Genomic DNA, 25,818 nt, shown 5'->3' on the forward strand with positions numbered 1-25,818 from the left:
GCAGCATATCGAATTGGACTTTTTTGTTGCCAAGTCAGCTAGCTCTGACGTGCTGCAAAAATACATCGACCTGTTCGCGTAAAACTGAAGCTTGGGATTCTAGGGAAGAAGCTGAACCGAGCACTTGGCTAGCCGCCGCTCCCGTGGCCTGGCTCGCTTGACGAACCTGCGAGATACTACCCGAAACTTCATCCGTGGAGCGCGCCGCCAGATCGATGCTTCGAGCAAGATCCTGACCCGCAACCGATTGCTGATCGACTGCACTCGCAATGGAGATCGCGGTTGTCTCGAGCTGCTTTACCTGTTCGCCGATCGAGCGAAGGGCGTTCACGCTTGCACCGGTGGAATCCTGCATTGAGCGGATCTGCTCAGCAACTTCTTCCGTCGCACGGCTTGTTTGCGCAGCGAGTTCTTTTACCTCGCTGGCAACAACGGCAAAGCCGCGGCCAGCTTCCCCGCCTCGGGCAGCTTCGATGCTGGCATTGAGAGCGAGGAGATTGGTGCGTTTCGCAATGGATTGGATAAGTTCGACGATTTGGCCCACCTGATCCGCCGAAGATGACAGCGCCGAAATGGTGCCGTCCGCCTGTTCGGCGTCATCGGAGGCTTTGCGCGCCAGTTCTGCCGAGTGGGAAGCTTGCCGACTGATTTCACCAATCGACATTGCGAATTCATCCGATGCCGCAGCAGCTGCGGTAACCCCGCCGGACGCACTTTCCATCGAGTTGACGACCGCTTCGCTCTGCTGCGAGGCCTGTTCGGCGGCGCTGGCCATGGCTGCAGCAGTAGTGTTGAGTTGAGACGAGGCGGCCGCCACTCCGTTGACCACTTCACCGACGGTGGCCTCAAACTGTTTGGCAAGACGCTGCAGCGCGTGGCCGCGTTCTGCCTGCAGGGCCTGTTTTTCAGCTGCCATTTTTTCAAACCGGAACGCGCTTCTCAAAAAGACATGGAGCGAGCGCGCTAGGCCACCCAGTTCATCCCGCCGCTCAAGACCCGGTATTTCGATAGTCTTATCGCCGGTAGCCAGTCGCTCCGAAGCATCTGTCAGCTGGCCGACAGTTCCCGAGATATCGCGAGCGATGAACCGAGTGGTCGCAATTATGAGGACGACACCGAAGGCGGTCACTGCCAGAAATACGAAGAGAAGCCAGGCGATGGTCTTGTTGCCATCTGCTTCACTTAGCTCCGCAAAATTGAAGAGCTCTGTCTTAAGCTTGCGAGCATCTGCAGCGAAGGTCTGGCTTCTAGCGAAAGAAGCTTGGGCGAGGGCGGCGCGGCTTTCATACTGAGTCTCCGCCGCTTGCCTGTTCAAGTCCGCAAGCAAGCCATCAAGGCCTGTTCGCAGCTGTGCGATATGATCGCTGGCCTCCGGAGCCACTTCGCTGGCACTGATTTCGATAGAATTGAGATCGCGGCGAACCTCTTTGAGATTGTCTTCCGCGCTTGCCAGGGCTTGGCTATCCCCCGAATTAACGAACCTGTAGGTATCGAGAAGCGCAGCGTTGGTATCCGCCTGCAGTTCGGTCGATAGGATCAGCATCTCGGAAATCTTCATCCGCTCTTCGCGAAGATCGTATGCTATCAATCCCCCGATAAGCGTGGCTATGAGGCACATGGCAACCGCGAAAATGTTTGCCATGGATACCAAGGTAAGTTTGCTGCCGAGTGTCAGATCGGCAAACTTTCCCCGCAATCCATCGCTGCCGGCTCCGATATCCGCAAGAATGGCGCGATCCTCTGCGATTTCGTCCGAATAATATTTGCTATGATCGATTTCAGAAGTTGTGAAATCGCCCGTCATTGCGTTCATGCTGCCTTGACCCCTTGGTCGCCTTCAAACCCGGACATCGCATCTTCGATCTTTGTCCCGAGATATTGTTTGATTTCTTGCGCAGGCATCGCTCGGAAATAGAGCCACCCCTGTATCTGGTCGCATCCCGCTGCCCGTACCATGTCTGCTTGTTCGCGCGTTTCGACGCCTTCAGCAGTCACCGACATGTTCATTGCCTGTGCCATGGTGATGCTCGACAGCATCATTGCGCGACTGGATTCATCCTCGCTCGCCTGCATGATCAAGCTGCGATCTATTTTGAGTTTCTCGAAACGGAATTGTCTGAGGAAACCGATCGATGCATATCCGGTGCCGAAGTCGTCTAGCGCAACGCGCACTCCGAAACCGCGGATGAGGTTCAAGCTGCGCTCTGCCACTATGGGGTCTAGAACAAGGCAGGTTTCCGTAATCTCAAGTTCGAGACGCTCCGGATCAAAACCTGTTTCTTCCAATATATGGCCAAGCTGAATTGGGAATTCCGGATTGCGAAGCTGGGCGGCGGAAATATTCACCGACAGTGTCACGTCGTGCCATTCGAGCGCATCGCAGCAGGCTTGACGCAATACCCATAAGCCAATTGGGTTAATAAGCCCGGATTCCTCGGCTACCGGAATGAACGTCGCCGGCCCCACGGTCTGGCCGTCCGGTCTTTCCCAGCGCATCAAGCTTTCGACAGCTACGATCTCGCGCGTTTCCGCGTCGACCAAAGGTTGATAATGCATGCGAAACTGGTTCGTGGTCAGCGCTTGACGCAATTCTTCGTCAAGGCGTTTGATCTGCTCGCGGCTGCGATCGAAAGCCTCATTGAACCAGGTGCAACGCATCTTCCCGCCGCGTTTCGATGCGTACATTGCAACGTCGGCGCGCCGGAGCATTTCGGACGAGGTGAGTTCCTGTCCCGGAGCATTTCGCGACAGTCCAATGCTGGCCCCGAGGCTGAGACGCCTTTCTTCGATCTTTATCGATTTCGCCAGGCGCTCGATGATCCGACGACAGTGACTTTCGAGCAGCGTTCCCGCCAAGTCCCCCGTCTTCAGAATAGCGAACTCATCGCCTCCCAAGCGATAGATGATTGCGTCTTTATCGCAGATTTCACCGATGATCTTGCTCACAGCGCGAAGCATCGCATCGCCAAGCTCATGGCCGTAGTGGTCGTTGATGGTCTTGAAGCCATCGAGGTCTACAATGCCAAGGGCTACCTCGTGCTGATCAGACATGAGAGAGGTGATATCGCGGTGGAGAGCGCGGCGGTTGGGAAGCGAAGTCAGAGAGTCGCTGCTTGATAGCCGTTCTATGCGCCGAACGTGCCGCAATCCCAATATCGCGAATCCTCCGATACTTGAGATGAGGGCGATGAAGCCTCCACCAAGCACTGCGCGCAGAGAGGCGATGCCGAAATAGGGGCCAAGGAGCACCATGATGGCAGTTACACTCGCAATTCCCGCCAGCGAGGCGAGGGGCGCGAATATCATTATTCGCGTGCTCTTCTCTGCCATGTCGGTATTTGACCGCACGCGAATTCCCCTGGAAAACTCTACTCTTATGGTTACTGGATAGCGCGGATTAGCTAATTAACCGTAAACTTGAAATTTACCTTGGATCGCCCGCAAATAGAGCGTTTCCGATCCTTTGCGGCCTACCTAGTTGCGCCTGATAGAACGACGCCGATCGAGGTTTCGGCTGCACTTCGGGTGTAGATAGCAGAGCCACAGCTGGCCGGTTCGAATTTGTCGGTTTGTCCGACTACGGTTTCTCCCGCGCCAAGCATAAGGAAGCCATCGGGGGCGATTCCGCTGGCAAGCCGGTCGAACGCTGTGCGCCTGGTGGCCGGATCGAAATAGAGCAAGCAATTGCGACACAAGACCAAGTCAAATCGACCAGGCGCCGGGGGAAAGTCGAGGATATTCCTTTGCTCGAACCGGGTCATGTTCATGACCCGATCGGCAACTTTCCAGCCTTTTGCAGTTTCCGAGAAGAAATTGAGCATCTGTGCGACGGAGATCCCGCGCTGGATTTCGAATTGCGAGTAAATCCCTGAGCGCGCCTGTTCGACGGCTTTGCCCGACACGTCAGTGCCGAGAATTTCGATGGTCCAATCGGCCCAACGCCCCGGTTGCTCGCAAAAGAGCATTGCGAGGCTCAGTACTTCTTGGCCGGTGCTGCAGCCGGCTGACCAGATGGTCAGTCTTTTTGAATCGGCGCGCTTCTTTGCCAGCTCTGGGAGAACCGTGTTTCCCAGTGTCGTAAAATAGGCATGATCGCGGAAAAAGTACGTCTCATTGTTAAGCAAGGCTTCAACCACCCGCGTGGCGAGTTGGTGCTCGCCGGGCCGCTCAAGTAGACAAGCAAGCTGGTCGACGTTTTCGATTCCGAACTCCCGGAACAAACCAGAAAGAGCCGTGGAAATGCGCCAGCGACGGCTTTCGGAAAGGGTTTGGCCCGTTCGCGAGTTGAGCAAATCGGCGATGATTACGTGGGAAGCGTCTTCTAACGCCATGCGTCTGCTCCAGCGTCAGAGAGAATTTTTTCGGCGAGCTCCGCCGGGGGAAGAATGGCAGAGGCTAGACCGTTTTCGGTGACTGCCCGCGGCATTCCCCATACGGCGCAGCTTTCGGCGTTCTGGGCATACATCGTGCCCCCCGCATTGATTATCGCGTCCGCGCCATCTGTGCCGTCACGCCCCATCCCCGACAGCAAAATACCCGCGACCTTGCCCTCGCATGCTTCCGCGGACGTTTCGAACATTGGATCGACTGACGGTGTGCATCCGCTTTTTACTGGGTTGAAAGCGAGGCCGGTAAGTAGCTGCGAGCCCTTGCGACGCACCACCATGTGGCCGTGACCCGGTGCGATGACGATCATACCGCGGCGTATCTCTACGTCTTCGCCCGCAAGCAGCGCGCGTCTTCCGGAAGCCGCTTCCATTTGTTTGGCGAAAACGGGAATGAAGCTCTCCGGCAGGTGCTGCGTAATCAGTATCGGCAGATCGAAATTAGCGGGAACCTGCCGCAAAAAAAGGTTCAGGGCGTGAATGCCGCCAGTGGAAGCACCGATCGCGAGCAGCTGGGGCTTTTTACCCACGCGCCGCTCTGTCCATTTCGAGGCCGCGCGAAGCGGTTGTTCATAGGGGGCGAGCCCTTTTAACGCACGGATCTTGCCGAGAAGCTGGCCGCGATAATCATCGTTGAAACCGCCCGGTCGTGGCTTGAGCATGGTGTCGGCGGCACCCATGCGGAGTGCCTGAACGGTATGCTCGGCGCCTGCTGCGGTTAGCGAAGAGATCACCAAGACCTTGGTGCGCGGAGATGCCTTCAAAAGCTTCGGCAGGGCTTCGATTCCGCCCATGCCCGGCATTTCCAGGTCAAGAAGAATGACGTCAACCTGATGGCGCCGAAGCTCCTCCAGGCCTCGCTCAGCAGTGCTGGCGCTAGCAACGATCGTCATATCGCTTTCCCGCTCGATCATGCGCGAAAAAACGGTGCGCACAGTCAGCGAGTCGTCGATCAGCATGACCCTGACGGATCCGCCCACGGGCATTCCACCAGGCATCCGCTTAGTGTCGGATCGAAGCGTGGTCTCCACGGCCAGTCTTCTTCCGGATCAAACCATGCCGACGAGTTGAAGCTTGATCTGCAAAGTTTCGTGGTCGAATGGCTTCATCACGTATTCGTCAGCTCCGGCGCTGATCGCTTCGCGAATGTGCGCGACATCGTTCTCCGTGGTGCAGAATACGACCTTAGGTTTGTCACCGCCTTCATGCTTGCGCAGCTGATGGATGAACTCAATCCCGGTCATGACAGGCATGTTCCAGTCGAGCAGAACCACATCAGGCATGCTTTCAAGGCATTTGTTCAGGCCTTCCTGGCCATTCTCAGCTTCATCTACGGAAAAGCCGAGTGTTTCCAGAATATGGCGCGAGACCTTCCTGATCACGCGGGAGTCGTCGACGATAAGACAGGTTTTCATTCTTGTGATTCCCTAGTTTGCCTAATCTTGATAATGTTAGGCGGTAACCAATCGCTTAAGCTGCTTGTTGTAGAGGTCCGGATACCAGCTGGTGGATTTCGACCAGCAGGGTGGGGCCGCCATCGGTTTCGACCATGCCGGTGGATGCCCGCTGCCAGTTCTCTCCGAAGCCTCCAGGCACGGCGACCGGGTCGCTCGTAGCTTCGCCGACGTCATGGGCGTTATCGACGAGAAGGGCATAAAGGTGCCCATCGACTTCAACGACGGCAGCCCGGCGGTCTTCGGACTGGGAAGGCGTTCCGAGCCCTAGCGCCAGCGAGCAATCGATCACGGTCAGCGCCTGGCTTCGCAGTGCGGTAAGGCCTAGAATGAAATCCGGAGTGCCAGGGATCGGGGTAATAGCTTCGATCTCGATCACCGATTGCACATGGCTTGCGCTGATCGCAGCGCGCCGTCCTGCAATCGTGCACATGAGAAGCAATTCGTTCATGCTGCCCTTCCTGTCCGAATGCGCTTGAGGGCGGCGAGAAGCCCGTCCCGATCATAGCGATAAATACTGTCGTCTCCGGCATCGTCCGGATCGGGCCGCAGGCGGATTATCTGGCGTGCGCTGCAAAGCGGGCTTTCCGCTTCTTCAGCCAGCGCAATCGCTAGATCCGCCTCCACCTCTTCATCTTCGGCTGCGATCCGATAGCCAGCAGCAGCAACGAGCGGCTCGAGGATGGTTTTCGCCCATTCGCTGTGAGTCGGAATACGGCAAGTGAGAGCCTGCTCGACTTTTCGGGTCGCGCGATATTTCGAGAAGACAGCGTGGCCATCCAGAAGCGGGATGGGTTTGCCCCCGATCAGCGTCACGCCTTCGATCGCGGTGTCGGCTTCGCTCGGCACCACGTCCTCGGTGACATCAGCTGCATCAAGGACCTCCCTTACGGCATAAACGAGTTCGTTCTCCGCATCCGACAAGCGGAGTAGACGGATCCTGCCGTCCGGGAGAGGACCGACGTCGTGTCCGGCCAGAGTGAAAATTTCGCCGTCGATGACCGCTTGGGCGCGTTCGCCCTCGATATCGATTGCTTCGCTCGAAATCGTTTCGATTCGCCGAACGAGTTCGAGGCGTACTGCCCGATGACGACCGTCGAGACCCGCAAACAACATGACCGGAACTGCCTTGGTTACGCGTTCCTGGCTTTCACGTTCAATTGCCGTTGCCTTGGTGCGTACGCCGCCCACCATGCCGCGCATTTGCGCGATAGACGGAAGGTCCATCAGCATCATCGGGCGGCCATCATCCAGTAAGGTGGTGCCAGCGTACAGGCGTGTATTCATGATGGCCGGCGCGATCGGTTTTACCACTACGTCCTCGTGATCGAAGACACGGTCTACGGCCAAGGCGAAAACGTCCTCGCTGGCCAGTCGCACCATGACGAGCGTTTGATCCTCCCAGCGAAGATTGGATTTGTCCTGGCAGCCAAGAACCTCCGCAAGCGATAAGCAGGGGACCCGTTTCTCACGGAAAGTGACGAGATGCCGATCGCCGGCCTGTGCGAATTCGACGTGTGACGAACTGCCGAAGACGATCTCTTCCACGTAACTACGCGGAAGAGCGTAGCGCTGGTCGCCAGATCCGACCGTTAGCGCGGCGATGATCGAAAGAGTGAGCGGTAGCTGCAAGTGGAAGCTGGTGCCTTCGCCAACCTTGCTGGCTACCTCAATCGATCCTCCGACGCGTTCTATATTCGCGCGGACGACGTCCATGCCGACGCCGCGACCCGAAACCGAACTGACCGCTTCGGCTGTCGAGAGGCCTGGCTCGAAAATGAGATTCTGCTTCTGGTTGTCCGACATCTTGTCGATTTCGGACTTGGAATACAGTCCATTCGCAATTGCCTTGTCGCAAAGCTTATCAAGATTGATGCCCCCGCCATCGTCGGTGATCACAAGGCTGATTTGATTGCCCGATTGCCGAGCAGCGAACTTCAGAAGCCCGATCTCGCGCTTGTTGTTCTTAAGGCGAGCGGCCGGTGTTTCGATGCCATGATCGATCGCATTGCGAATGATATGAGTGAGCGGGTCGCGCACCATTTCGATCATCTCGCGGTCGAGTTCGACCTCCCCGCCCTCGAAATCGACCATGACCTGCTTGCCCAGTTCGTTCGACAAGTCGCGCACCAGGCGGGGGAGGGAGGAAAACAGATGCTCCAGCCGCTGCATGCGCATCCGCGTGATCGACGTGCGGACGTCCGCAAGTATGGCAGACAGACGCTCGAACGGTCCATCGATCGTGGGCTGTTCTCCAGCTTCGCGTAGTCGGCGCGCAAGGTCGTTCCGAGCCAACACCATGTCCGACACGCCTTTCATCACCTCATCAAGGAGATCGACTGGTAGACGTATCGAGCGCTGTACGCCTTGGCGCGGCGCTTTATGCGAGACCTTTTCATCCTCCGGAACGCTGGCGACTTCAGCTTCCTCGACGACTTCAAGGTCGCTCTGGACTTCGAGCTCCGAACGCTGATCAAGCGCAGCGATGAGGTCGTCGTCACCGTCTTCGCCAAGCTCTTCGCCAGCTTCGATCGAATCGGTCATTTCCGAAATCCGATCAATGATGGCGAGCACGGCCGTTACCAGCGCGCTATCGGGTTCACGGCGTCCGGCGCGGCATTCCGCAAGCGCGTCTTCTGCCGCATGGCTAAGTTTTTCCAGTCTGGGAAAGTCGAAAAATCCGCAGTTTCCCTTCACTGTGTGAACAAATCGGAATATCGTGTCGATGCGGGCTTTGTCTGACGGGTCGGCTTCCCAGGCGACCAATTCGCTGCCGCTCTGCTCCAGCATTTCACGGGTTTCGGCCACGAAATCGGCCAGCAGTTCATCCATTGGTCTCGGACCCCCAGTTCTCGATGAGGTCCGCTATGCACGATGATGGTTAACGTTTCGTATGAGCGCTCGCGCTTGTTTCAGACTTATCGCGAAGCACCTGCCAAACGACCAGCGAAGCCAATGCCCCGCCAACGATATTGGCAATGAGTTCGGCGGCGTAAACCGCGTCGGAATTCCAACTTGCACGGAGAAGCCACGCGAAGGGAAGCATCACCAGAAACACGCGTGCCGCGCTTTGCGCTAGCGCAAAGGAGGCGCGATCTACTGCATTGAGCGCGCCATTGCCCACGATGAGCAATCCGTATCCAGCGTATCCCCATACCGAAATAGCGAGGTATCGGGAGAATTCGTCAATGACCTCGGGATCTTCGGTGAAAAAGTCCGCGAACCAGTCGCCGAAGGCAAACAGGACTACCGCGATCGACAGTCCGTAGCCAACGCAAAATAGGCCGGCCCAATACATCGCGCGACGTGCGCGGTCGGCACGATTGGCTCCCCAGTTTTGGCCGATAATGGCCCCGATTGAGCCCGACAGGCCGAGCAATGGTACCACGGCGAAGCTCTGTAACCGGCCGGCTGCGCCGAAGCCCGCAACTGCTGCTTCGCCTTGGCTGGCGAGCAGGGCTGTGAGAACGGAAAGGCCGATGGGATTGATGGCGTTCGAAAAAGCGGCCGGGCCAGCGATACGCAGGATTGCGCTGCTGGATTCGCCGATGTTGCAGCCGCGGATTTTCGCTGGCGCAATAGCCAGTTGGGTATGCTTGATGAAAAACAGGGCTACCACGCATGCCAGACCATACCCGATGATGGAGGCATAAGCGGCACCGGCCACCCCGAAGCCTCCAAAGTCGAAGACACCCGTGATAAGCACCGGGTCGAGCAACCAATTGGCAACGGAATAGGTGATCGAGATAGCCGATACGCGGCGTGCCTCACCTTGGCCCCGCAATACTCCGCTAAGGCTCATCTGCAGCAGCAAAACCGGCATTCCAAGCGCATATGGCTGCATATAGGCTTTAATGAGCGGCAAGATTGCATCGCTGGCCTGCATCAACCCAAACAGGGGATCTAACAGCAAATAGAGAGCGGAGCCGAGAAAGATTGCCGCTAGGAGGGCAAACACTACGCCGAAATTCGCGCGCCGCTCTGCCCTCTCGACGTCGCCTTCGCCTAATGCTCGCGAAATAACGGAATTGATGCCGACCATCACACCGACACCGAGGCTGGTCAGCGCCATGGTGATGGGAAAAATAAAGCTGACAGCGGCAAGTTCTGCGGCGCCCAACTGTCCGATGAAATAGGCGTCGATCAGACCGACCGACATGATCGCGGCAACACCGATTACCATGGGAAGGGTTTGCGTGACGAGATGGCCGCGTATGCTGCCGCGGGTAAGTTTGGCCGTCTCGCTCATATCGTGCGCGCGCTAGCGGGGCAGGGCGCGCTTGGGAAGCGCCGATTTGCAAGCGGTTGCTTGTGCGAAGCACCTCCGTCGTGCGATAGACATGGCAAAGAAAAATCTGAGGAGAGCGAGCCGTGGCGACACAGATGAAGCCGAAATTCGAATGCAGCGAGGAAGAGTGGAAAGTCCGCCAGGACCTCGCCGCGTGTTACCGTATCTTCGAACACCTCGGCTGGGGCGAGAGCATCTACAACCACATCTCGGTGGCAGTACCGGGCGAAAAGGGTGCTTTCCTCATCAATCCCTTCGGCCTGCTATATGACGAGGTCACCGCCTCTAATCTCGTGAAGATCGATGCCGATGGTAATAATGTCGGCCAGTCGCAATACATGGTCAACAAGGCAGGCTTCACCCAGCACGCGCATTTCCACAAGCATCTGGGCGAGCGCGCCAATGCGATCTGCCATGTCCACACCACAGCGACCATGGCGGTGTGCAGTCACAAGGAAGGGTTGTTGCCGATCAATTTCTATGCCTGCAATTTCCAGGGTCAGATCGGTTACCATGACTTCGAAGGCGTTACCGTGAGGTCAGAGGAAGGTGATCGGCTGGTCGAAAATCTCGGCCGGCATTCTATCCTGATGCTGCGCAACCATGGTCCGGTTGTAATGGATAGGACCATCCCGGGCATGTTCGTCAAGATGTGGGCTCTGCAGCGCGCTTGCGAGATACAGGTGGCGACGCTGAGCCAAGGCGAACCAAATATCGTGAAGCAGGAAGTGGTCGACACGCACCAGCGCGATCTGTCCGTCATGCAAACGCAGGGCGGGGCAGGCGTTTTCGATTTCGAAGCCTGGAAACGCCGCGTTTCGAAAATCGACGATAGCTGGAAAAGCTGAAGCCACTCGACATTCTGCCTAAGTTGAAGGAATAGCGCCGCCATGTCGCGCATGACCGTCAACGACAGGCCCATCGAATTCCTGATGGATCCCGAAACACCCCTGCTGTGGGCGTTACGCGATGCCGCCAATCTGACCGGCACCAAATATGGCTGCGGCAACGGTGATTGCGGTGCCTGCGTCGTACATATTGATGGCGAACCCTTGCGCAGTTGCCTCGTCACAATTGCAGAGGCGGAAGGGCGCTTTGTAAAGACGATCGAAGGCCTGTCGGGCGACCGTATGCATCCGGTGCAGCAGGCAATGGTGGCCGAACAAGCGATCCAGTGCGGCTTCTGCACTCCGGGCATCGTGATGGCTGCCGCCGCGCTCATCAATCGCAACCCGGGGGCGAGCGAGAGCGAAATCCGGGATGCCATCCCCAATATCTGTCGCTGCGGCGTCTATCCACGCCTCGTTCGCGCCATCCAGCGCGCAGGGCGGGTAGCCCAGCGGCAAGAGCGCATTAGTGCCGCACCCTCTCCGGGCATAAGCGCAGAGGATGCAGCCGCGGAAGTTCCTGCGCTGAATGCGCCTAGCCCGACCACTCCCCGGGATTGAGGAAGAAAAAAGCGGCGGGCGTTTCCACCCGCCGCTTTAGCACTGCGATCTTTTAGGGACTAAATTTCGAACCGAAGCCCGATCCGCGCGCTGAACGGGTCCGCGGGCTGGATGTTGTTGTCACCATGGGCGCTGGGATAATAACTCTCATCGAAAAGGTTTTCGATGTTCAGCTGGAGGCTCAGCTTGTCGCTCACCGTGTAATAGGCAGCGGCATCGACTCGCCAATAACTCGGCAGAACGACGTCGTTGGAGAAGCTTGCGAACTGGTCCGACTGGTGGATGACGCCAAGACCGAAGCCGATCTGTTGATTAATATCGAACCTGTTCCACGCACTGACGGAATGTTCGGGCAACTGCTGCAGGCGCTGGCCCGCACTACCGAAGGCGCTGTCGGTAAGCAGTTCGCCGTCGAGATAGGTGTAGCCAAGGTTGGCTTTCCAGAAATCGGTGACTTCGCCGATCGCACCAATTTCGAAGCCTTCGGTTCGGCTCTTGCCGGTCAAGAGAGTATCGCCAGTCAACGGGTCCGTAAAACGGGTATTGTTGCGATTCAGGCGGAAGATTGCTGCGCTCACCAGCACATTGTCTAGCGGAGCCCACTTTGCGCCGATTTCGTAATTGGTGAACTTTTCCGGTTCGAACTTCGCGTTGTCCGGCGACAGGACAACGAACTGGTCGCCAGCCTGGGGTAGAAAACTTTCTGCGTAGCTCGCGTAGATCGACAGGTCGGGGGTTGGCTTCACGATAACGCCGGCGCGCGGACTGAACTGTTCGTCCACACGGTCACCTTCGACCATTTCGATGAGGTCGAGCGTCTCGAGGTCGAACCGGTCCCAACGCAGACCGCCTACCAGTTCGACATGCTCGCCGATCTGCAACTGCTCCTGCGCATAGAAGGACAGGGTAGACAGTTGGCTATCGCGTGAACGCGAGACAGGACGCAGCGTGTAAGGAGGTACCGAGATCGTCTGCGCAAGCGGCGTGCGATTGTCCCCGTCCGTAAGCGGGTCGCCATCGTCGAAGCTGACGTTCTGGCGGGCATTCTGCGTATCCTGACTGTTCGCCTCGACGCCGAACAGCAGCGTCGATTCTATAACGCCGGCGCCTGCTTCCCAGATTGCGTTCGCCTGGCCGATCCAATTGCGGCGGTCTGTGGTATCCCGATAGCCGCCGAGCAGCACATCTTCGCCTTCGATGCGGCTCGGCACGATGTTCTGGTAAGCCTTGATGTAATCAGCCAGCTGGACACTGGCATTTGCAGACAGCCCGCCGTTGAAATCATGGTCGATCCGCGCGCGCGCGATGTTGACTTCGGCCTCGGAGAAATTGAAATCGGGGTCGCCGAAAAAGGTGCTGTCATAGCCGGTCAGCGGGCCGGTGCCGGACGCGGGCACACCGCGATCGGTGACGCGCTCGTCATTGTCATAGGTGTAGCTGGCGGTCAGCGTGGTGTCGGGTCCTAGCGCAGCGGTGAGCGTGGGCGAAATGCCGATGAAGCGGCCTTCGTAGAAATCGCGGTCGTTGTCGAATTCCTCATATGTTGCATTCAGGCGCAGCGCGAGCGCATCGGACAAAGGCTGGTTCACATCGGCAAGCAGTGCGAAGGCGCCAAAGCTGTCGACCGAGGCCTCGCCGCTGAAGGCAGATTGGAACTCTGCACGCTTGGCAACACGATTGATCGCGCCGCCACCGGCTCCGCGGCCAAAAATCAGAGCATTGGCCCCCTTAAGTACCTCGACGCGCTCGATATTGTATAGGGAGCGATAGTATTGTGCATCGTCGCGGAGCCCATCGATATAGAAATCGGCAGTTGTTTCCTGGCCGCGGATGAAAACCTCGTCGCGGTGGCCTTCGCCGCTTTCCATGCTGATACCCGGAACATAGCGCAGCGCATCATTCAACTGGTGAACGGCCTGATCTTCCAGCTGGTCCTCGGTGATGAAGCTGACCGATTGGGGAACGTCGATTAATGGCGTCGGCGTCTTGGTAGCGGTCGAACCATCCTTGATCTCGTAGGTTTGCGAGCTTTCGCCCGTCACGATGATATCGCTGGGAAGGTAAGCCCGGTCAGGCTGCGCATCCGCTGTGGCAGCAAAGGCGGGGCCTGCAATCGCGACGCTGGCGAGAAGTGAGGCGAGGGTTGCAACGCGGTTCATTGGTAACTTTCGGCTGAAGAAAACGAAGATGACTCGGCGGCAGCCTGCTATTGCGAGCCATTTTCATTAGCAACCCCTATATTAGCTCTCGGCACAAATTTGTTTGGAATGGGTTTTCGTAGACACATCTCTCCACTAGCGCGGCCTTGAAGGAGATATTCAGATGAAAGCCACGATCTGGCACAACCCGAAATGCGGCACTTCGCGAAAGACTCTGGCGATCCTTGAGAGCCTGTCGAAAGTCGAGGTAGAAGTGATCGAATATCTCAAGAGCCCACCCACTGCCGAAAAATTGGCGCAGCTTTACAAAGATGCGGGGATCTCTCCGAATGAGGGGCTCCGCTTGCGCGGAACGGACGCCGAGGAACGGGGCTTGACCCAGGCGACTGGGACGGAGGTGCTGGCCGCTATGGCTGCGGACCCCAACCTGATTGAGCGCCCCATTGTCGAGACCGAGAAGGGCGTGCGTCTCTGCCGCCCGCAAGATATCGTTCTCGAGATCCTTTAGGGTTTCAGGCGGTGAGGGCCTTGTCCCTCTCCAACGCGCCCCATCCGTACAGTAACACCGTCAGGCAGAGCGCCCCAATCAGGCCGAAGCCAAGCCAATCGGAATGGCCATAAAGCCATACGCCCAAGGCGGGAGCGTAAATGAAGCTCGCGCCGGAAACCGACGCGGTGATTCCCGATGCCTGACCCTGTTCTGCGCGATTCACTGCAAGGGATGTGCCTGCAGTGCTGCCGGGTCTGAATAAGCCGAAACCTAGAGAGGCAACGGCATAGGCGAGGGCAATTGCGTGCAAGTTCTGGGCAGCGGAGAGGTAAGCGACGCCCGCTGCCGCAATTGCTATACCCGACAGCGTCGCCGCACGTGGCCCCAGATCCAACCGCGGAATGAGGGCCCACTGCGCAAGGAGCGTTGCAATGGCTCCACACATCAGTACCAGCCCGACAGGTCCCGTGCCTTGAGCAGGTGTATCTCGCAAGCCAAGTCGGTCAAGGATTAGAAATCCGATGATGCCGAGCACCATCGCCTGAGCGTGACCTCCGAGCAGAGCCACGGTGACCCAGGGACGCAATCGCGGTTCGAACCAACGCAGCGTGCTGGGTTCTGCCAAGTCTTCGCCTTCACCGTCCTCCTGGCCGATGTCCGAAGTTGATGCGCCGGCATAAGGCGCATCGTAACTGTGGCCCCGAGCGGGGAATTGTGGTTCGTCATTGGGCAGGCGAAGGCGCAAGGCCAACAAGGTTGCCAGACCGATCAGTGCAAAGATGATGAACGGCCCGGTGAGCCCAAAGAAAGGTAGCACCATCAATGGTGCAAGCGCGGGGCCAATTACTGTCCCGAGACCGAAGCTGGATGCAATTAACGAAAGCGCCTGTGTCCGCTCCGCCCGGGGCGTGCGACTGGCTACGTAGGCCTGCACCGCCGGTGGCGCGGCGCTTCCAAAACCTCCGTACAGGCTCCGAGCAATAGCAAACGCTATCAAGGCCGCCGTACCTCCGAGAAACCCCTTCAGGCCTAACCAGAGAGAGAAACCGCAAAGGATCATCGAAGAGGCGAAACCTATAAGCCCGACGGCCATCATGGCCTTTCGTCCGCGTCTGTCGGATCTTCGGGCCCAAAGGGGGGCACAAACAACCCACAACAAAGCCGACCAACTGTAAGCGAGGCTGATCCACACGTCGTCTATTTCCAGCGCGGTCCCGATCGATGGCATGACCGACTGCATGGCCGTGTTGCCGGCGGCAGTGGTCAGCATAACGGCGAAGAGCAAAGCCATCCGCTCTCGCGAAATGCTCCGCGTACGCGCCACTGGAGCATTCTCGAGTTCGCTGTCGGCCATGGAGAAGTCGCTACGCCCGCCCAGCCACGCTTGCAATGCTTTCGCGGCGCTGCCAAACCGCGCCTTTCAATTGGGACTGCCAAAGGGATTTTACTTGAGCGGACAACAAGGTACCGGCGCAATCGAACGCCGTAGCGTCAAACAGAAGGCTGCGCGGCTGTTCGGTCAATGGGGTGTTTTCTTCAAGGGCTTCCTAGAGCATCCCAAAATGGTCGGCTCGATCATACCCTCTTCGCGTTTCACGATCTCCAAGATGCTTTCTCGCGTGAAGTGGGATGAGTGCAAGGTGTTCGTGGAATATGGACCCGGGGTCGGCACGTTCTGCCAGCCTGTCCTCGATCGCCTTCCGCGCGATGGGCAATTGATCGTGATCGATACCAATCCGCTCTATATCGATTACCTCAAGAAGCACTTTCGCGACAGCCGCTTTTCGGCCGTGCTCGGCTCCGCTGCTGACGTTGAAGAGATCGTGCGTGCGCATGGCCATCAGAATGCCGACTATGTCCTTTCTGGACTGCCGTTCTCTACCCTTCCCAAGGGCGTTGGCCCGGCGATTGCCGCGGCCACCTATCGGGTTATCCGGCCTGGCGGCGCGTTCCTGGTCTACCAATTCTCGGCCAAGGCGCGCGATTTCATGGCGCCGCATTTCGAGCGTATCGACAATGGGTTCGAACCCCTCAACGTCCTGCCGTGCCAGCTGTTCTGGGGGTGGAAGGAGCCCGCAGCTTAGCTGGCAGCCGTTCCGGCGCGATCTTCGCCGCGCTCCCGCAGGCGAGTGAGTTGTGCGTGCACCGACGCCAGAACGCAGGTGAAGAGAATTGCCGCGAGAGCGTTCACAAGCGCGCTGTTGAAAGCCTGCCCGAAAAGCTGAATTTCTGTTCCGCCCAAGGCGAAGACCAGAGAGATTAACATCGAGACGATCGTGGAGATGACCAGATAGGCGATGAAGAGCAGGAAATAGAAAAAGAATATGCGAAGGGAGTTGCCCTTGGTGAGGCTCCATGCCCTGCCAAGCGAGCGGATTGGGCTCAATTCCCCCTCCACTGCGATGACCGGCGATACGATGGATAACTTGGTGAAAAGATAGATCGCGCCGACGGTCGCGAGCATGGCACCAATCACGACGGCGACACTCAGACCGATTGCGGCGGGAATGCTGACGAGCACGAGCAATAGAAGAACGATCGCAAAACCCGCTAGAAGCGACGCGACCAAATAAGTCCCAACTGACTTGGCTCCGATTTGAAGCGCTTCCGCGACGGTGGGCTTGGCGCGTCGGCGCAGCAACGCCAGCATGGCGAGAAAGCCGATGCTCTGTAATAGAAAGAGCAACAAGAGCGCCCACCAGTAGCCCGCCAAAAGCTCGTTCATTCGGGCTTCCATTGCTGCGGACGAGGGATCGATCTGGCCGGACGACAATTCTGCCAGTCCGGGTATCCAGAGCACTGCGGCAAAATAGGGGAGGAAGTAGAACACGCCTGCAATCACGGCGAGCAGTCCAAACCCGTCACGCAGCAAGCGCGTCGTGTCCTTCCAAGCCGTATCCAGATCGAATTTCATAATGCCTCCCATTGCGTTCCCTCTTGATAAGCGTGAAGACAATCGCCACGCAATCGCCGATGGCGGCTGAACTCCCCGAAAATATCGAATGGCGCGAGGAAAAGGGACAAATACCCTACCGCGCGGCGCTGGAGAGCATGGTTTCGCGAAACCAGGCGATAGCGCAGGGCGACCAGCGCGAGTTGGTCTGGCTGCTGGAGCACCCCCCCGTGTACACTGCCGGTACCAGCGCCGACGGCGCGGAGTTGCTCGACCCGCGGTTCGAGGTGGTCGAGGCTGGGCGTGGTGGGCGCTATACTTATCACGGTCCCGGTCAGCGCATCGGATATCTGATGCTCAACCTCAAGGAACGTGGCCGCGATGTCCGCTGCTTCGTGCATTCGGTTGAAGGCTGGGTGATTGGAACGCTCGCGGATCTGGGTGTCCAATGCTGGCGGTCGGAAGGCCGGATTGGTATCTGGACGCACGACATCGATGGGCGAGAAGCCAAGATCGGCGCGATCGGCGTGCGGGTCAGACGCTGGGTCACGATGCACGGGTTTTCAGTGAATATCGCACCCGATCTTTCGCATTTCTCGGGGATCGTGCCCTGCGGTATAGAAGAATTCGGCGTGACCAGCCTGGCCAAGCTTGGTCTCGACATTCGCCCGGAAGATTTCGATAAGGCGCTCAAGAACCGCGCGAGCGATTTCCTCGCCGCGCTTGAAGGAAAGGCCTGCTCCCTCCCGTGAAACGTGTTTTAATATACACCACTGCTTGCCTTGCGCTCGCCGGGTGCGGAGAAAACTTAGCGCCTGATCCCACGCAGGACGATGATGCGACCGCCCGGGGAGAGGTCCTGGGCGGCACCATAAGCGACGACATGCTTCCGCTCGATACTCTGCGGTCCCAGTCACCGCCGCTTCAAATAGATGGCGACCAGGGCGCTAATTCAAATGGAAACGAGCAGGGCGCTGCCGAGGCAGAAGATTCCCAAGAGGCAGGCGCTAGTGAAGACGAAATATCAGACGAGGCCGCTCCCGACGCCACGGTCGATTAGTAGCGCGGCAATGTGCAGGCTCTAGGCCGCAGGCGTTCAAACTTGAGATGGGAGCGAGCGCAGAAGCGGGTCTGCCGCGTCCGCGCTCGCTGATATTCTGGACCGGTCAGGCCGATGCTTTTTCCGCCTCATCAAGCGTCGGATAATCGATATATCCCTCCGGTCCTGGCAGGTACCAACTCTGCGGCACATTTACATTGGGCTGGATCTCGCCGCCAATCCTGAAGCGCTCCGGAAGGTCGGGGTTCGAAATGAAATCGCGGCCCCAGCTGACCGCATCGCAGCGCCCGGCTTCAATATCCGCAACGGCCTGCTCCGGAGAATAGTCGCTGTTGAGGACGAGTGCGCCTGAATAGATCGAACGGATCAGCGGGCTCTGCTTGGGTACATCGGTAGATCCGAAGGTTCCGTTCGGTCCCGGCTCCCGCAATTCGAGGAAGGCCAGACCAAGTTCTTCCACGACCTTTGCAGCCGCGCCAAAGGTTGCGGCTGGGTCACTGTCATCGCAGCCCTGTGTTTCGCCATTGGGCGATAGGCGAACGCCAACCCGATCCGCACCCCAAACATCGACGAGGGCGGTGAGAACCTCACGCAGGAACCGAGTGCGGTTTTCCGGGCTACCCCCATATTCATCCTCGCGAAGATTGGTGCTGTCGCGCAGGAATTGGTCGACAAGGTAGCCATTTGCACCGTGCAACTGGACCCCGTCAAAACCGGCTTCTTTGGCGTTCTCTGCCGCCTTGCGGTAATCCTCGACGACCCTGGAAATTTCGCTCTTCGAAAGCTCACGGGCTCCCTCGTAGTCCTTGCGGCCCTCGAAGGTGTGAGCATGGCCGGGGGCCTTGGTAGCGCTGGCTGACACAGGTGCATCGCCGCCCAGGAAATCGGGATGGACCAGACGTCCCATGTGCCACATCTGGAGAACGATCTTGCCGCCTTCCTCATGCACGGCATCCGTCACGAGCTTCCATCCTTCGGTTTGCTCATCAGTCCAGATACCCGGTGCAGCAGGCCATCCGAGCCCTTCAACACTGATCCCTGTCGCTTCCGAGATTATGACGCCAGCACCAGCCCTCTGGCGATAATAGGTCGCCATCATCTCATTGGGTATCGACCCCGGCTGGGTCGAGCGGGCTCTGGTGAGCGGTGCCATGAATATGCGATTGGCGGACTGAATAGCCCCGAGGGTAAGAGGCTCGAACAATTTGTCATGCATGCGGCGAAGTCCTTTTTGGCTGGCCTTGTACGGAACCGGAGCTAGGTGGCGAGGATGAGCGAAACAAGCGGCAGCCCGGACAACAATGGCTTTCAGACGAATGCATGGCACTTCGCCGCTCTGATCGTTGGCAATGTCGCGCTGGCGCTCGGTCCTTGGCTAGTGAGGCTTTCAGATACCGGTCCGATCTCGGCCGCGTTCTGGCGTCTACTGCTTCCAATACCCGTGTTCGCCTTCCTTGCATGGCGAGCCAGGACGCCAGGTCCGATCGACAGGAAGCTGGCATTGCTGGTTATGATGGCGGGCCTTTTTTTCGCGGCCGATCTGGCTAGCTGGCATGTTGGTATTGAGCGCACACGCCTCGGCAATGCCGTGCTTTTCGGGAACTCGGGAAGCGTAATCCTGATGGTCTGGGGGCTTATCGCTTTGCGCCGCGCGCCATCCTGGCGGGAAGCAGGCGGCGTTATGGCGGCATTTGTTGGCGCCGCCATTTTGCTGGGGCGCAGTCTGGAGATTTCGGCCGAGAATTTCGTGGGCGACCTGTTCTGCCTTTTTGCAGGCGTATGCTACGCGTTTTATCTGCTTCCCAGCCAACGCGCACGCACGGCCCTGGGCCAGTGGAGCGTGCTGCTGCTGGTCTGCATCGCGGCATCACCGCTCTTGCTCGCGTTGGCGATTTCAGCGGGCGAACCTATCTGGCCAGGCGGCGCCGGATGGACACCAGTCCTCCTGCTGGCAATCAGCAGTCAGGTCGTGGGGCAGGGCCTGCTCGTCTATTCTCTCAAGAATTTCTCCCCGTTCATCATCGGGATGGCGTTGCTGACTCAACCTGCGGTGGCGGCGAGCGTCGGATGGCTGGCATTTGGCGAAATGCTCGTTCCGCTGGATATTGTCGGGATGGGATTGATCGCTGCGGCACTGCTGCTGGCGAAAAGCACTCCTCGCCAGCGCGCTCCTACCGCTTCATCCTGATGAGGAACTGTTGGTAGCGGGCCTCTACTTCGTGAAGCTCAGGGCCGACGAGGTGCTCACGCGCCTGTTCACGCAGCAAATCTCCCTGTAATTTCAGTTCCGCCCGACGGGTCTCGTCATCAAGCGTCGATGCAGCGTCGACCAGCGCGTCGAAAGTCACCAGGGCAGCAATGCGGTTCGTTGCCAGCCCTCCGCGCATGGCGCCGAAACCGCGCCTTACGAAATGGTCGAAATCGTCTTCAAGCAAGATGAGATGGGGCTCCTCGCCCGCTGCCGCAAAGGACCGCGTCAACTTTCGCCGCGCGAGTTCAGCCGTGGCTGCGCCAAGCCAGTGGACTGCGGTCACTGCAGTGAAAGGGTCATTGATGCCGGGCGAAAGGGCTCGGAGCCCGATTTCTACCAGCTCGTCGATCAGGAACTGCATATCCTGACTGGGTGTACGCATGCTGCCAAGTGTGAAGGCCGCGCGAACCTCGTCATCAGGGCAGTCCTCAACCACATCCATGTCCGCCCAATAGGCGATAGTCACATCTGGATGTACGAAGTCGCCAGTGCGGACAGCCAGTTTCAGCTTGCCGTTTTCCTTCTCCGCCAGCTTTTCGAGCTTCGCGAAACCGATAGCTTGGACGTATCCGGTGGCATGGGAAACTATCGGAACACCATCGGGGGCTCCTCCAGTATTTTCACCGTCATTATTATCGGGAAATCGATCCTCGATTTCTTCCAGCAACCTCGCTCCGATCCCCTTCAGAACGGTATTGATGCGAATAGACGCTGGAATGTGATTGAGGAAGTAAACAAGCACCGCCACGCTTAGCAACATGAGCGCGAAGGCTGTGAGCATGGACAGCTGAGGCACGAACCCAGGAAGGGAACCGGAGGCGATCGGATCCTGCAAATCAGCAGGAGCCTCATGTTCCGCGCGCACGGTGCGAAGGATCAGGATTGAATAAACAAAGGTACCGATGAAGGTGGCAAGACTGAACTGATTGCCGCGGTCCTCCATGAAGTTCGTCAGGAGCCGCGGCCCGTAATTACCGCTGGCATACGCGACCGCGGCGATGGTGATCGAAAAGACGGTGGAGGCCACGCCGATCATCGCACCCGCAATGACCGACAGCATGTTGCTGGCCCCATCGGGACGTGCGGGCTGCAACCAGCTGACGTCGGTGACAGAAGTCGCGTAGCCATTGCGGTCGAGCCACAATGTTAGCGTGGCGAGGAGAAGGGCGGCAATCGAGAAGAGGGCAGGAAGGAACCAGTAGCTCGCATTCACGTCGAGCCAGATCTTTTTCAAATAAGCGGTCATCCAGTCCCTGCCTCTGCCCTCAATTGCGCCAGACTAAGATCGAGCGCATTCCTGTCCTTGTCGATTTCGCACCGCGCACGCGCTTGCTGGTGAAGTTCGGCACCATATTCGGTGAGAAAAGCTACGAGGCCCGGCGCGTCGGAGCAATGCAAACGGATAAGCCGCCGAAGGTTTCCGAGGATACGCAGCGAGACAGAGGGGTAATCCGCCGCGGCTTGTCTCAGGGCAGCAAGGGGATCTTCGAAGAGCCCGCGGAAATCCTGTCCGGGTAACGCGATGGTCGGGTAATCCACGCTGACGGGGACGCTTCCTTCATCTATCCAGTTTCCGCAATGGCCGGAAGCGACTTCGGTCAACGCGTCGACAGCAGCCAGCGCGGTGTAAAAATCGTTGACGGCCGGGGAAAGCGCGCGGGCCGCGATTTCGACCAGCAGGCGGATCTGAAACACGGCGCCTTGCGTATTGCTGCGAAACTTGCCGATCGGGATGGCCCTGAGAACTGCTTTCGGATCTCCGCAATTTGACTCGCATGAGACAAGCAGTTGGCCCTTTAGGACATGCTGGCCGGGGGCGACTTCAAGCCGCGACTTTCCGCTGTCGGCAAGTGCCTCGCTCAGCCGCTTCAGCTCTACCCCTTCGACATATCCGCTTCGCGGTGCTCGCACGCCGTCACCCGATCTCATGTCGGTTTGTAGAACCGGCGTAAGCTCGATTACGCTGGTTCGCCCGTCGAACGCGACGGCGTCGATTGCCCTGTCGACGAACATCGTGCGCCCGAGATCGTGGGTCGCCACGGCCAGCATGACCGTATTGACGATCAATAGGAAAACTGTGGAGGCGAAAGTGGCGAGAGGGGTGTCGATGAGATCGGCATCCGCGTCCATCGCGTTCATCGTCAGGGTGGCATGGATCAGGGTGAAGCACAGCCCGGCAATGGATACGCGAACGAGACGCTTGGCCAACCAGCGGTCAATGAGCCGCACGCCCAGATTGCCTGCTGCAATGGTCAAAACGATTAATGAGATGGAAAAGTACAGGGTAAGGAAAGCCGCATCTATGCCGGCAATCAGCGCCGCAGCATCACGCGCAGTTTCCGCCGAGGCGACGGGGGCGAGGTTCCGGTCAAGGATCCAGGCAGTGAGCCCGTTGCGATCGGCATGCAAGCTGACGGCGAAGACCAGCGGCGCGGCAATAACGGCACAAAGCGCCAAGGACCAATAATTGGCAGTGAGACGGTGCACGAACCAGCCGAACAGGTCGTTTATCGGTTTTGGTCCAGTCAAAAAGCGCACCCCACAATTACTTAGTCAGGAACACAACCGTGAAATCGCGATTTGGTTGCTACGCGCACAGCTTAAGGGGGTAAGGACTGGGCAGTGTCGCTTCAATTGGGGCAAGTCCCCCTTTTTCGAAGGACAATGGCATGATTGCTGAACAAGCTGTGGCTCAGTTGGGGAGTATCGAGAACCTCGTCACCCTTACAGCCGAACAATTTACCAGCGGATCGCTGATCCTGATGGTCAGCTACGGCGCGCATTTCGCGTTTATTCTCTTCTTTCTCATGATGTCACTGCAATTGGCGCCGCGGTATCGCATCGTTCCCATCCTTTCGGCAGTGGTCATGGCTTCTGCCGGGCTCAGCCTGCTGCGGGAATTCAATCTCTGGCAGAGCAGTTACGAACTGGTCGCGGGCGTCTATCGACCCCTGGCCGAAAATCAGAGCTTCACCAACGCTTTCCGATATGGAAACTGGACGATCACGGTCCCCATTCTGCTGACGCAGCTGGCTATCGCATTCGGCATCGCCCGGCCAGATCTTCACAAGCGTGCACTCCGCATGATCGTGCCCGCCGTGCTGATGATCTGGACCGGTCTCTACGGCCAGTTCGGCGAAACGGGTGACTGGTCGCGTTTCAACATCTGGGGCGTGATTTCGACGATATTCTTCGTATGGCTGATCATCGAAGTCCGCGGCGTCATCTCGATCGGCGTGGCCAACAGCCCGGCCGAACTGAAGGCGTGGCCCAAGAACATCTGGTGGTACTTCCTCGCCACTTGGGGCATCTATCCCATCGCCTATGCCCTGCCGCAGCTTGGCTTCAATGGCGATGTGGTGGTCATCCGCCAGTTGCTGTTCTCGGTTGCCGACATCTCGTCGAAGCTGATCTACGGCCTCATCCTGAGCCGCTATGTCCTTCGTCGCTCGGCGCTCGAAGGCTATGTCCCGGCAGCCGAAGCGCTCGAGACTTCGCCGCTTGGCTCGGCAGTCGCCTCGCGCAGGGGAGACTGACGGCTGAGACCGGCTACCGCCTTGAACAAGAGAGGGCCCTGGCACAATGCCGGGGCCCTTTTCTCGTGGGTGGTGGTCGCCTTGGCCGTCATCGCCCAGTTTGCGGGCGAGGATTTCGCCATCTGCCTCGGTCTTGTGCTTTTCGTGCTCGGCCTTTCGCACGGTGCCGGCGACGAGCAGGAAGATACGCTCGCGTCTTTCACGCTCGTTCACGCCGCTGCCTATGTCGTCATCGGCGCAGCGGTGGCTGGGCTGTTTCTCATCGAACCGCTGGGCGGGCTGGCGCTCTTCTTTGCCCTTTCCGCCTGGCACTTCTCGCGCAGCGACTGCCGGTTTGACCAGACAACGCGCATTGCGATCGCAGGGCTGGCGGTAGGCGGCAGCGCGCTGTTTCGCGCGAACGAGACCGCCGAAGTGCTGAGCTTCGTGACGGGCGAAGACCTGCCGGTCAATTTCCTGCGCTTTCTGGCGCTGGCGGGGATCGGCGGCACCGGCTTCGCGCTATATGCTTTCATCAAGGGGCGGCGCGGCTTCGGTCACGCGGTAGTGGCCGGCCTTTCGACCGCCTTCCTGCAGCCCGTACTGGCAGTGGGTCTGATCTTCCTGATCGCGCATGCTATGCCGGTGCAGGAGCGACAGATCGCCGCTTACGGCATGCACCGCGTCCTGCGTGCCGTCGCTCTCCCGACCGCCATTGCCACCCTTGGCGCCGTGGCCTTGGCAATAGCGGCCTTTCTGGGAGATTTGCCGACACAGATCGCCGTGGCGCTCGCATTCGGCATGGCCACGCCGCACATGCTGACCGAGCGGCTGGAGCGTTAGACGCGGCCCAGATCGCCCTGGCCGATGGTTCCGCTGGCCATTTCCAGCATCCGGTCCAGGCTCTGCTTTGCCTGCAGCCGCAAACCTTCCTCGATCTCGATCCGCGGCTCCAGCGTATCGAGACATTTATAGAGTTTCTCGAGCGTATTCAGAGCCATGTAGGGGCAGATATTGCAGCTGCAGTTTCCATCCGCGCCGGGCGCCCCGATGAAGGTCTTTTCAGGCAGTGCCTTTTCCATCTGGTGGATGATGTGCGGCTCTGTCGCAACAATCAGCGTGTCGCCTTCGAAAGTCTCCGCGAATTGGAGAATGCCGCTGGTCGAGCCTACGTAATCGGCATGGTCGACGATGGTCGGCGGACATTCGGGATGCGCGGCAATCGGGGCGTCAGGGTGCTGCTGCTTGAGTTTCAGCAGCTCCGTCTCACTGAACGCTTCATGCACGATGCAGACGCCCGGCCACAGCAGCATTTCACGGTTGAACTTCCGGCTCATGTACCCGCCCAGGTGACGGTCGGGGCCGAAGATGATTTTCTGATCTTCGGGGATCTGGCTGATGATCGTCTCCGCGCTCGACGACGTGACGATGATGTCGCTGAGCGCTTTCACCTCGGTGGAGCAATTGATGTAGGTCAGCGCGATGTGATCCGGGTGCTTTTCCCGGAATGCCTTGAATTTTTCAGGCGGACAGCTGTCTTCCAGGCTGCAGCCCGCATCCATGTCAGGCAGGACGACGATCTTTTCGGGGCTCAGGATCTTGGCCGTATCGGCCATGAACTTCACGCCGCAGAAGGCGATCACATCCGCATCGGTTTCGGCAGCCTTGCGGGAAAGTTCCAGACTGTCTCCCACGAAATCGGCAAGGTCCTGTATCTGCGCGCTCTGGTAATAATGTGCGAGGATGATCGCATTCTTTTCCTTGCGGAGGCGGTCGATCTCGCTGAGCAGGTCCTGGCCGGTGGGCATTTGTGTTTCGGCGGTCATGTGTCGTGTCTCGTCTGAATTGCTTTATGGGCGCTTATAGAGCGAACGG

The 25,818-nt window shown here is 58.4% G+C and carries 24 protein-coding genes; 9 read left to right on the top strand and 15 right to left on the bottom strand.

The window, feature by feature from the left end; all coding sequences use genetic code 11:
• Positions 1-34: 34 nt before the first annotated feature.
• From K3175_RS07070 to K3175_RS07105, 8 genes are all read right to left on the bottom strand, one after another.
• The gene (locus tag K3175_RS07070) at positions 35-1,558 is read right to left on the bottom strand and encodes a methyl-accepting chemotaxis protein (RefSeq protein ID WP_247710774.1); all 1,524 of its coding nucleotides are present in this window, start codon (positions 1,556-1,558) and stop codon (positions 35-37) included.
• 251 nt (positions 1,559-1,809) lie between these two features.
• Positions 1,810-3,330: a putative bifunctional diguanylate cyclase/phosphodiesterase gene (locus K3175_RS07075; protein ID WP_247710775.1), complete on the bottom strand. Its 1,521-nt coding sequence runs from the start codon at positions 3,328-3,330 to the stop codon at positions 1,810-1,812.
• Positions 3,331-3,470: 140 nt separating this feature from the next.
• Entirely contained in the window at positions 3,471-4,331 is an 861-nt protein-coding gene (locus tag K3175_RS07080; protein WP_221542667.1) for a CheR family methyltransferase, read from the bottom strand.
• Positions 4,322-5,344 (bottom strand): chemotaxis-specific protein-glutamate methyltransferase CheB, encoded by a 1,023-nt coding sequence (gene cheB, locus K3175_RS07085; protein WP_221542668.1) that lies wholly within the window; start codon positions 5,342-5,344, stop codon positions 4,322-4,324. The genes K3175_RS07080 and cheB overlap by 10 nt, the downstream gene beginning before the upstream one ends.
• A gap of 90 nt (positions 5,345-5,434) precedes the next feature.
• A complete protein-coding gene (locus tag K3175_RS07090; RefSeq protein ID WP_221542669.1) occupies positions 5,435-5,800 on the bottom strand; it encodes a response regulator in 366 nt (121 codons plus the stop codon).
• Between the two features lie 55 nt (positions 5,801-5,855).
• The gene (locus K3175_RS07095; RefSeq protein ID WP_221542670.1) at positions 5,856-6,290 is read right to left on the bottom strand and encodes a chemotaxis protein CheW; all 435 of its coding nucleotides are present in this window, start codon (positions 6,288-6,290) and stop codon (positions 5,856-5,858) included.
• Entirely contained in the window at positions 6,287-8,671 is a 2,385-nt protein-coding gene (locus tag K3175_RS07100; RefSeq protein WP_221542671.1) for a chemotaxis protein CheW, read from the bottom strand. The genes K3175_RS07095 and K3175_RS07100 overlap by 4 nt, the downstream gene beginning before the upstream one ends.
• 49 nt (positions 8,672-8,720) lie before the next feature.
• A complete protein-coding gene (locus K3175_RS07105) occupies positions 8,721-10,088 on the bottom strand; it encodes an MATE family efflux transporter (RefSeq protein WP_221542672.1) in 1,368 nt (455 codons plus the stop codon).
• Between the two features lie 122 nt (positions 10,089-10,210).
• Here K3175_RS07105 and K3175_RS07110 point away from each other — a divergent pair, with 122 nt between their 5' ends.
• Positions 10,211-10,975 carry a class II aldolase/adducin family protein gene (locus K3175_RS07110; RefSeq protein WP_221542673.1) on the top strand — a complete coding sequence of 255 codons (765 nt, stop codon included), beginning with the start codon at positions 10,211-10,213 and terminating at the stop codon, positions 10,973-10,975.
• A gap of 42 nt (positions 10,976-11,017) precedes the next feature.
• On the top strand, positions 11,018-11,575 hold the full coding sequence (locus K3175_RS07115; RefSeq protein WP_221542674.1) for a (2Fe-2S)-binding protein: 558 nt from the start codon (positions 11,018-11,020) through the stop codon (positions 11,573-11,575).
• A 59-nt stretch (positions 11,576-11,634) separates the two neighbouring features.
• Here the strand turns inward: K3175_RS07115 and K3175_RS07120 are convergent, their stop codons facing one another.
• Positions 11,635-13,734, bottom strand: a complete 2,100-nt coding sequence (locus K3175_RS07120) for a TonB-dependent receptor (protein ID WP_221542675.1) — start codon at positions 13,732-13,734, stop codon at positions 11,635-11,637.
• A 163-nt stretch (positions 13,735-13,897) separates the two neighbouring features.
• Here K3175_RS07120 and K3175_RS07125 point away from each other — a divergent pair, with 163 nt between their 5' ends.
• On the top strand, positions 13,898-14,242 hold the full coding sequence (locus K3175_RS07125) for an arsenate reductase family protein (RefSeq protein ID WP_221542676.1): 345 nt from the start codon (positions 13,898-13,900) through the stop codon (positions 14,240-14,242).
• 4 nt (positions 14,243-14,246) lie between these two features.
• Here the strand turns inward: K3175_RS07125 and K3175_RS07130 are convergent, their stop codons facing one another.
• Positions 14,247-15,578, bottom strand: coding sequence for an MFS transporter (locus K3175_RS07130; protein ID WP_221542677.1), 1,332 nt, complete (start codon positions 15,576-15,578; stop codon positions 14,247-14,249).
• Positions 15,579-15,699: 121 nt separating this feature from the next.
• Between K3175_RS07130 and K3175_RS07135 the strand changes: the two genes are divergently transcribed.
• Entirely contained in the window at positions 15,700-16,308 is a 609-nt protein-coding gene (locus K3175_RS07135) for a class I SAM-dependent methyltransferase (protein ID WP_425594835.1), read from the top strand.
• Here K3175_RS07135 and K3175_RS07140 read toward each other — a convergent pair.
• Positions 16,305-17,138, bottom strand: a complete 834-nt coding sequence (locus K3175_RS07140; protein WP_221542679.1) for a hypothetical protein — start codon at positions 17,136-17,138, stop codon at positions 16,305-16,307. The genes K3175_RS07135 and K3175_RS07140 overlap by 4 nt on opposite strands.
• A gap of 59 nt (positions 17,139-17,197) precedes the next feature.
• Here K3175_RS07140 and lipB point away from each other — a divergent pair, with 59 nt between their 5' ends.
• Both lipB and K3175_RS07150 read left to right on the top strand, forming a co-directional pair.
• The gene (lipB, locus tag K3175_RS07145; RefSeq protein ID WP_221543166.1) at positions 17,198-17,869 is read left to right on the top strand and encodes a lipoyl(octanoyl) transferase LipB; all 672 of its coding nucleotides are present in this window, start codon (positions 17,198-17,200) and stop codon (positions 17,867-17,869) included.
• Entirely contained in the window at positions 17,866-18,177 is a 312-nt protein-coding gene (locus K3175_RS07150) for a hypothetical protein (RefSeq protein ID WP_221542680.1), read from the top strand. The genes lipB and K3175_RS07150 overlap by 4 nt, the downstream gene beginning before the upstream one ends.
• A gap of 106 nt (positions 18,178-18,283) precedes the next feature.
• On the opposite strand, the gene K3175_RS07155 is transcribed toward K3175_RS07150, so the two are convergent.
• Positions 18,284-19,393: an alkene reductase gene (locus K3175_RS07155; RefSeq protein WP_221542681.1), complete on the bottom strand. Its 1,110-nt coding sequence runs from the start codon at positions 19,391-19,393 to the stop codon at positions 18,284-18,286.
• 54 nt (positions 19,394-19,447) lie between these two features.
• Between K3175_RS07155 and K3175_RS07160 the strand changes: the two genes are divergently transcribed.
• Positions 19,448-20,365: a DMT family transporter gene (locus tag K3175_RS07160; protein WP_221542682.1), complete on the top strand. Its 918-nt coding sequence runs from the start codon at positions 19,448-19,450 to the stop codon at positions 20,363-20,365.
• Here the strand turns inward: K3175_RS07160 and K3175_RS07165 are convergent.
• Together K3175_RS07165 and K3175_RS07170 are read right to left on the bottom strand one after the other, a co-directional pair.
• Entirely contained in the window at positions 20,349-21,662 is a 1,314-nt protein-coding gene (locus K3175_RS07165) for a DUF2254 domain-containing protein (RefSeq protein ID WP_345719337.1), read from the bottom strand. The genes K3175_RS07160 and K3175_RS07165 overlap by 17 nt on opposite strands.
• 8 nt (positions 21,663-21,670) lie before the next feature.
• The gene (locus K3175_RS07170) at positions 21,671-22,957 is read right to left on the bottom strand and encodes a DUF2254 family protein (RefSeq protein WP_221542684.1); all 1,287 of its coding nucleotides are present in this window, start codon (positions 22,955-22,957) and stop codon (positions 21,671-21,673) included.
• Positions 22,958-23,097: 140 nt separating this feature from the next.
• Here K3175_RS07170 and K3175_RS07175 point away from each other — a divergent pair, with 140 nt between their 5' ends.
• Entirely contained in the window at positions 23,098-23,964 is an 867-nt protein-coding gene (locus tag K3175_RS07175) for a bacteriorhodopsin (protein WP_221542685.1), read from the top strand.
• 21 nt (positions 23,965-23,985) lie between these two features.
• Positions 23,986-24,786: a Brp/Blh family beta-carotene 15,15'-dioxygenase gene (locus tag K3175_RS07180; RefSeq protein ID WP_221542686.1), complete on the top strand. Its 801-nt coding sequence runs from the start codon at positions 23,986-23,988 to the stop codon at positions 24,784-24,786.
• Here the strand turns inward: K3175_RS07180 and nadA are convergent.
• Complete coding sequence (gene nadA, locus K3175_RS07185; protein WP_221542687.1) at positions 24,783-25,769, bottom strand: quinolinate synthase NadA; 987 nt, start codon at positions 25,767-25,769, stop codon at positions 24,783-24,785. The two genes, K3175_RS07180 and nadA, sit on opposite strands and share 4 nt — an antisense overlap.
• Between the last annotated feature and the right edge of the window lie 49 nt (positions 25,770-25,818).

The organism is Qipengyuania aestuarii (assembly GCF_019711535.1).
Lineage (GTDB): Bacteria > Pseudomonadota > Alphaproteobacteria > Sphingomonadales > Sphingomonadaceae > Qipengyuania > Qipengyuania aestuarii.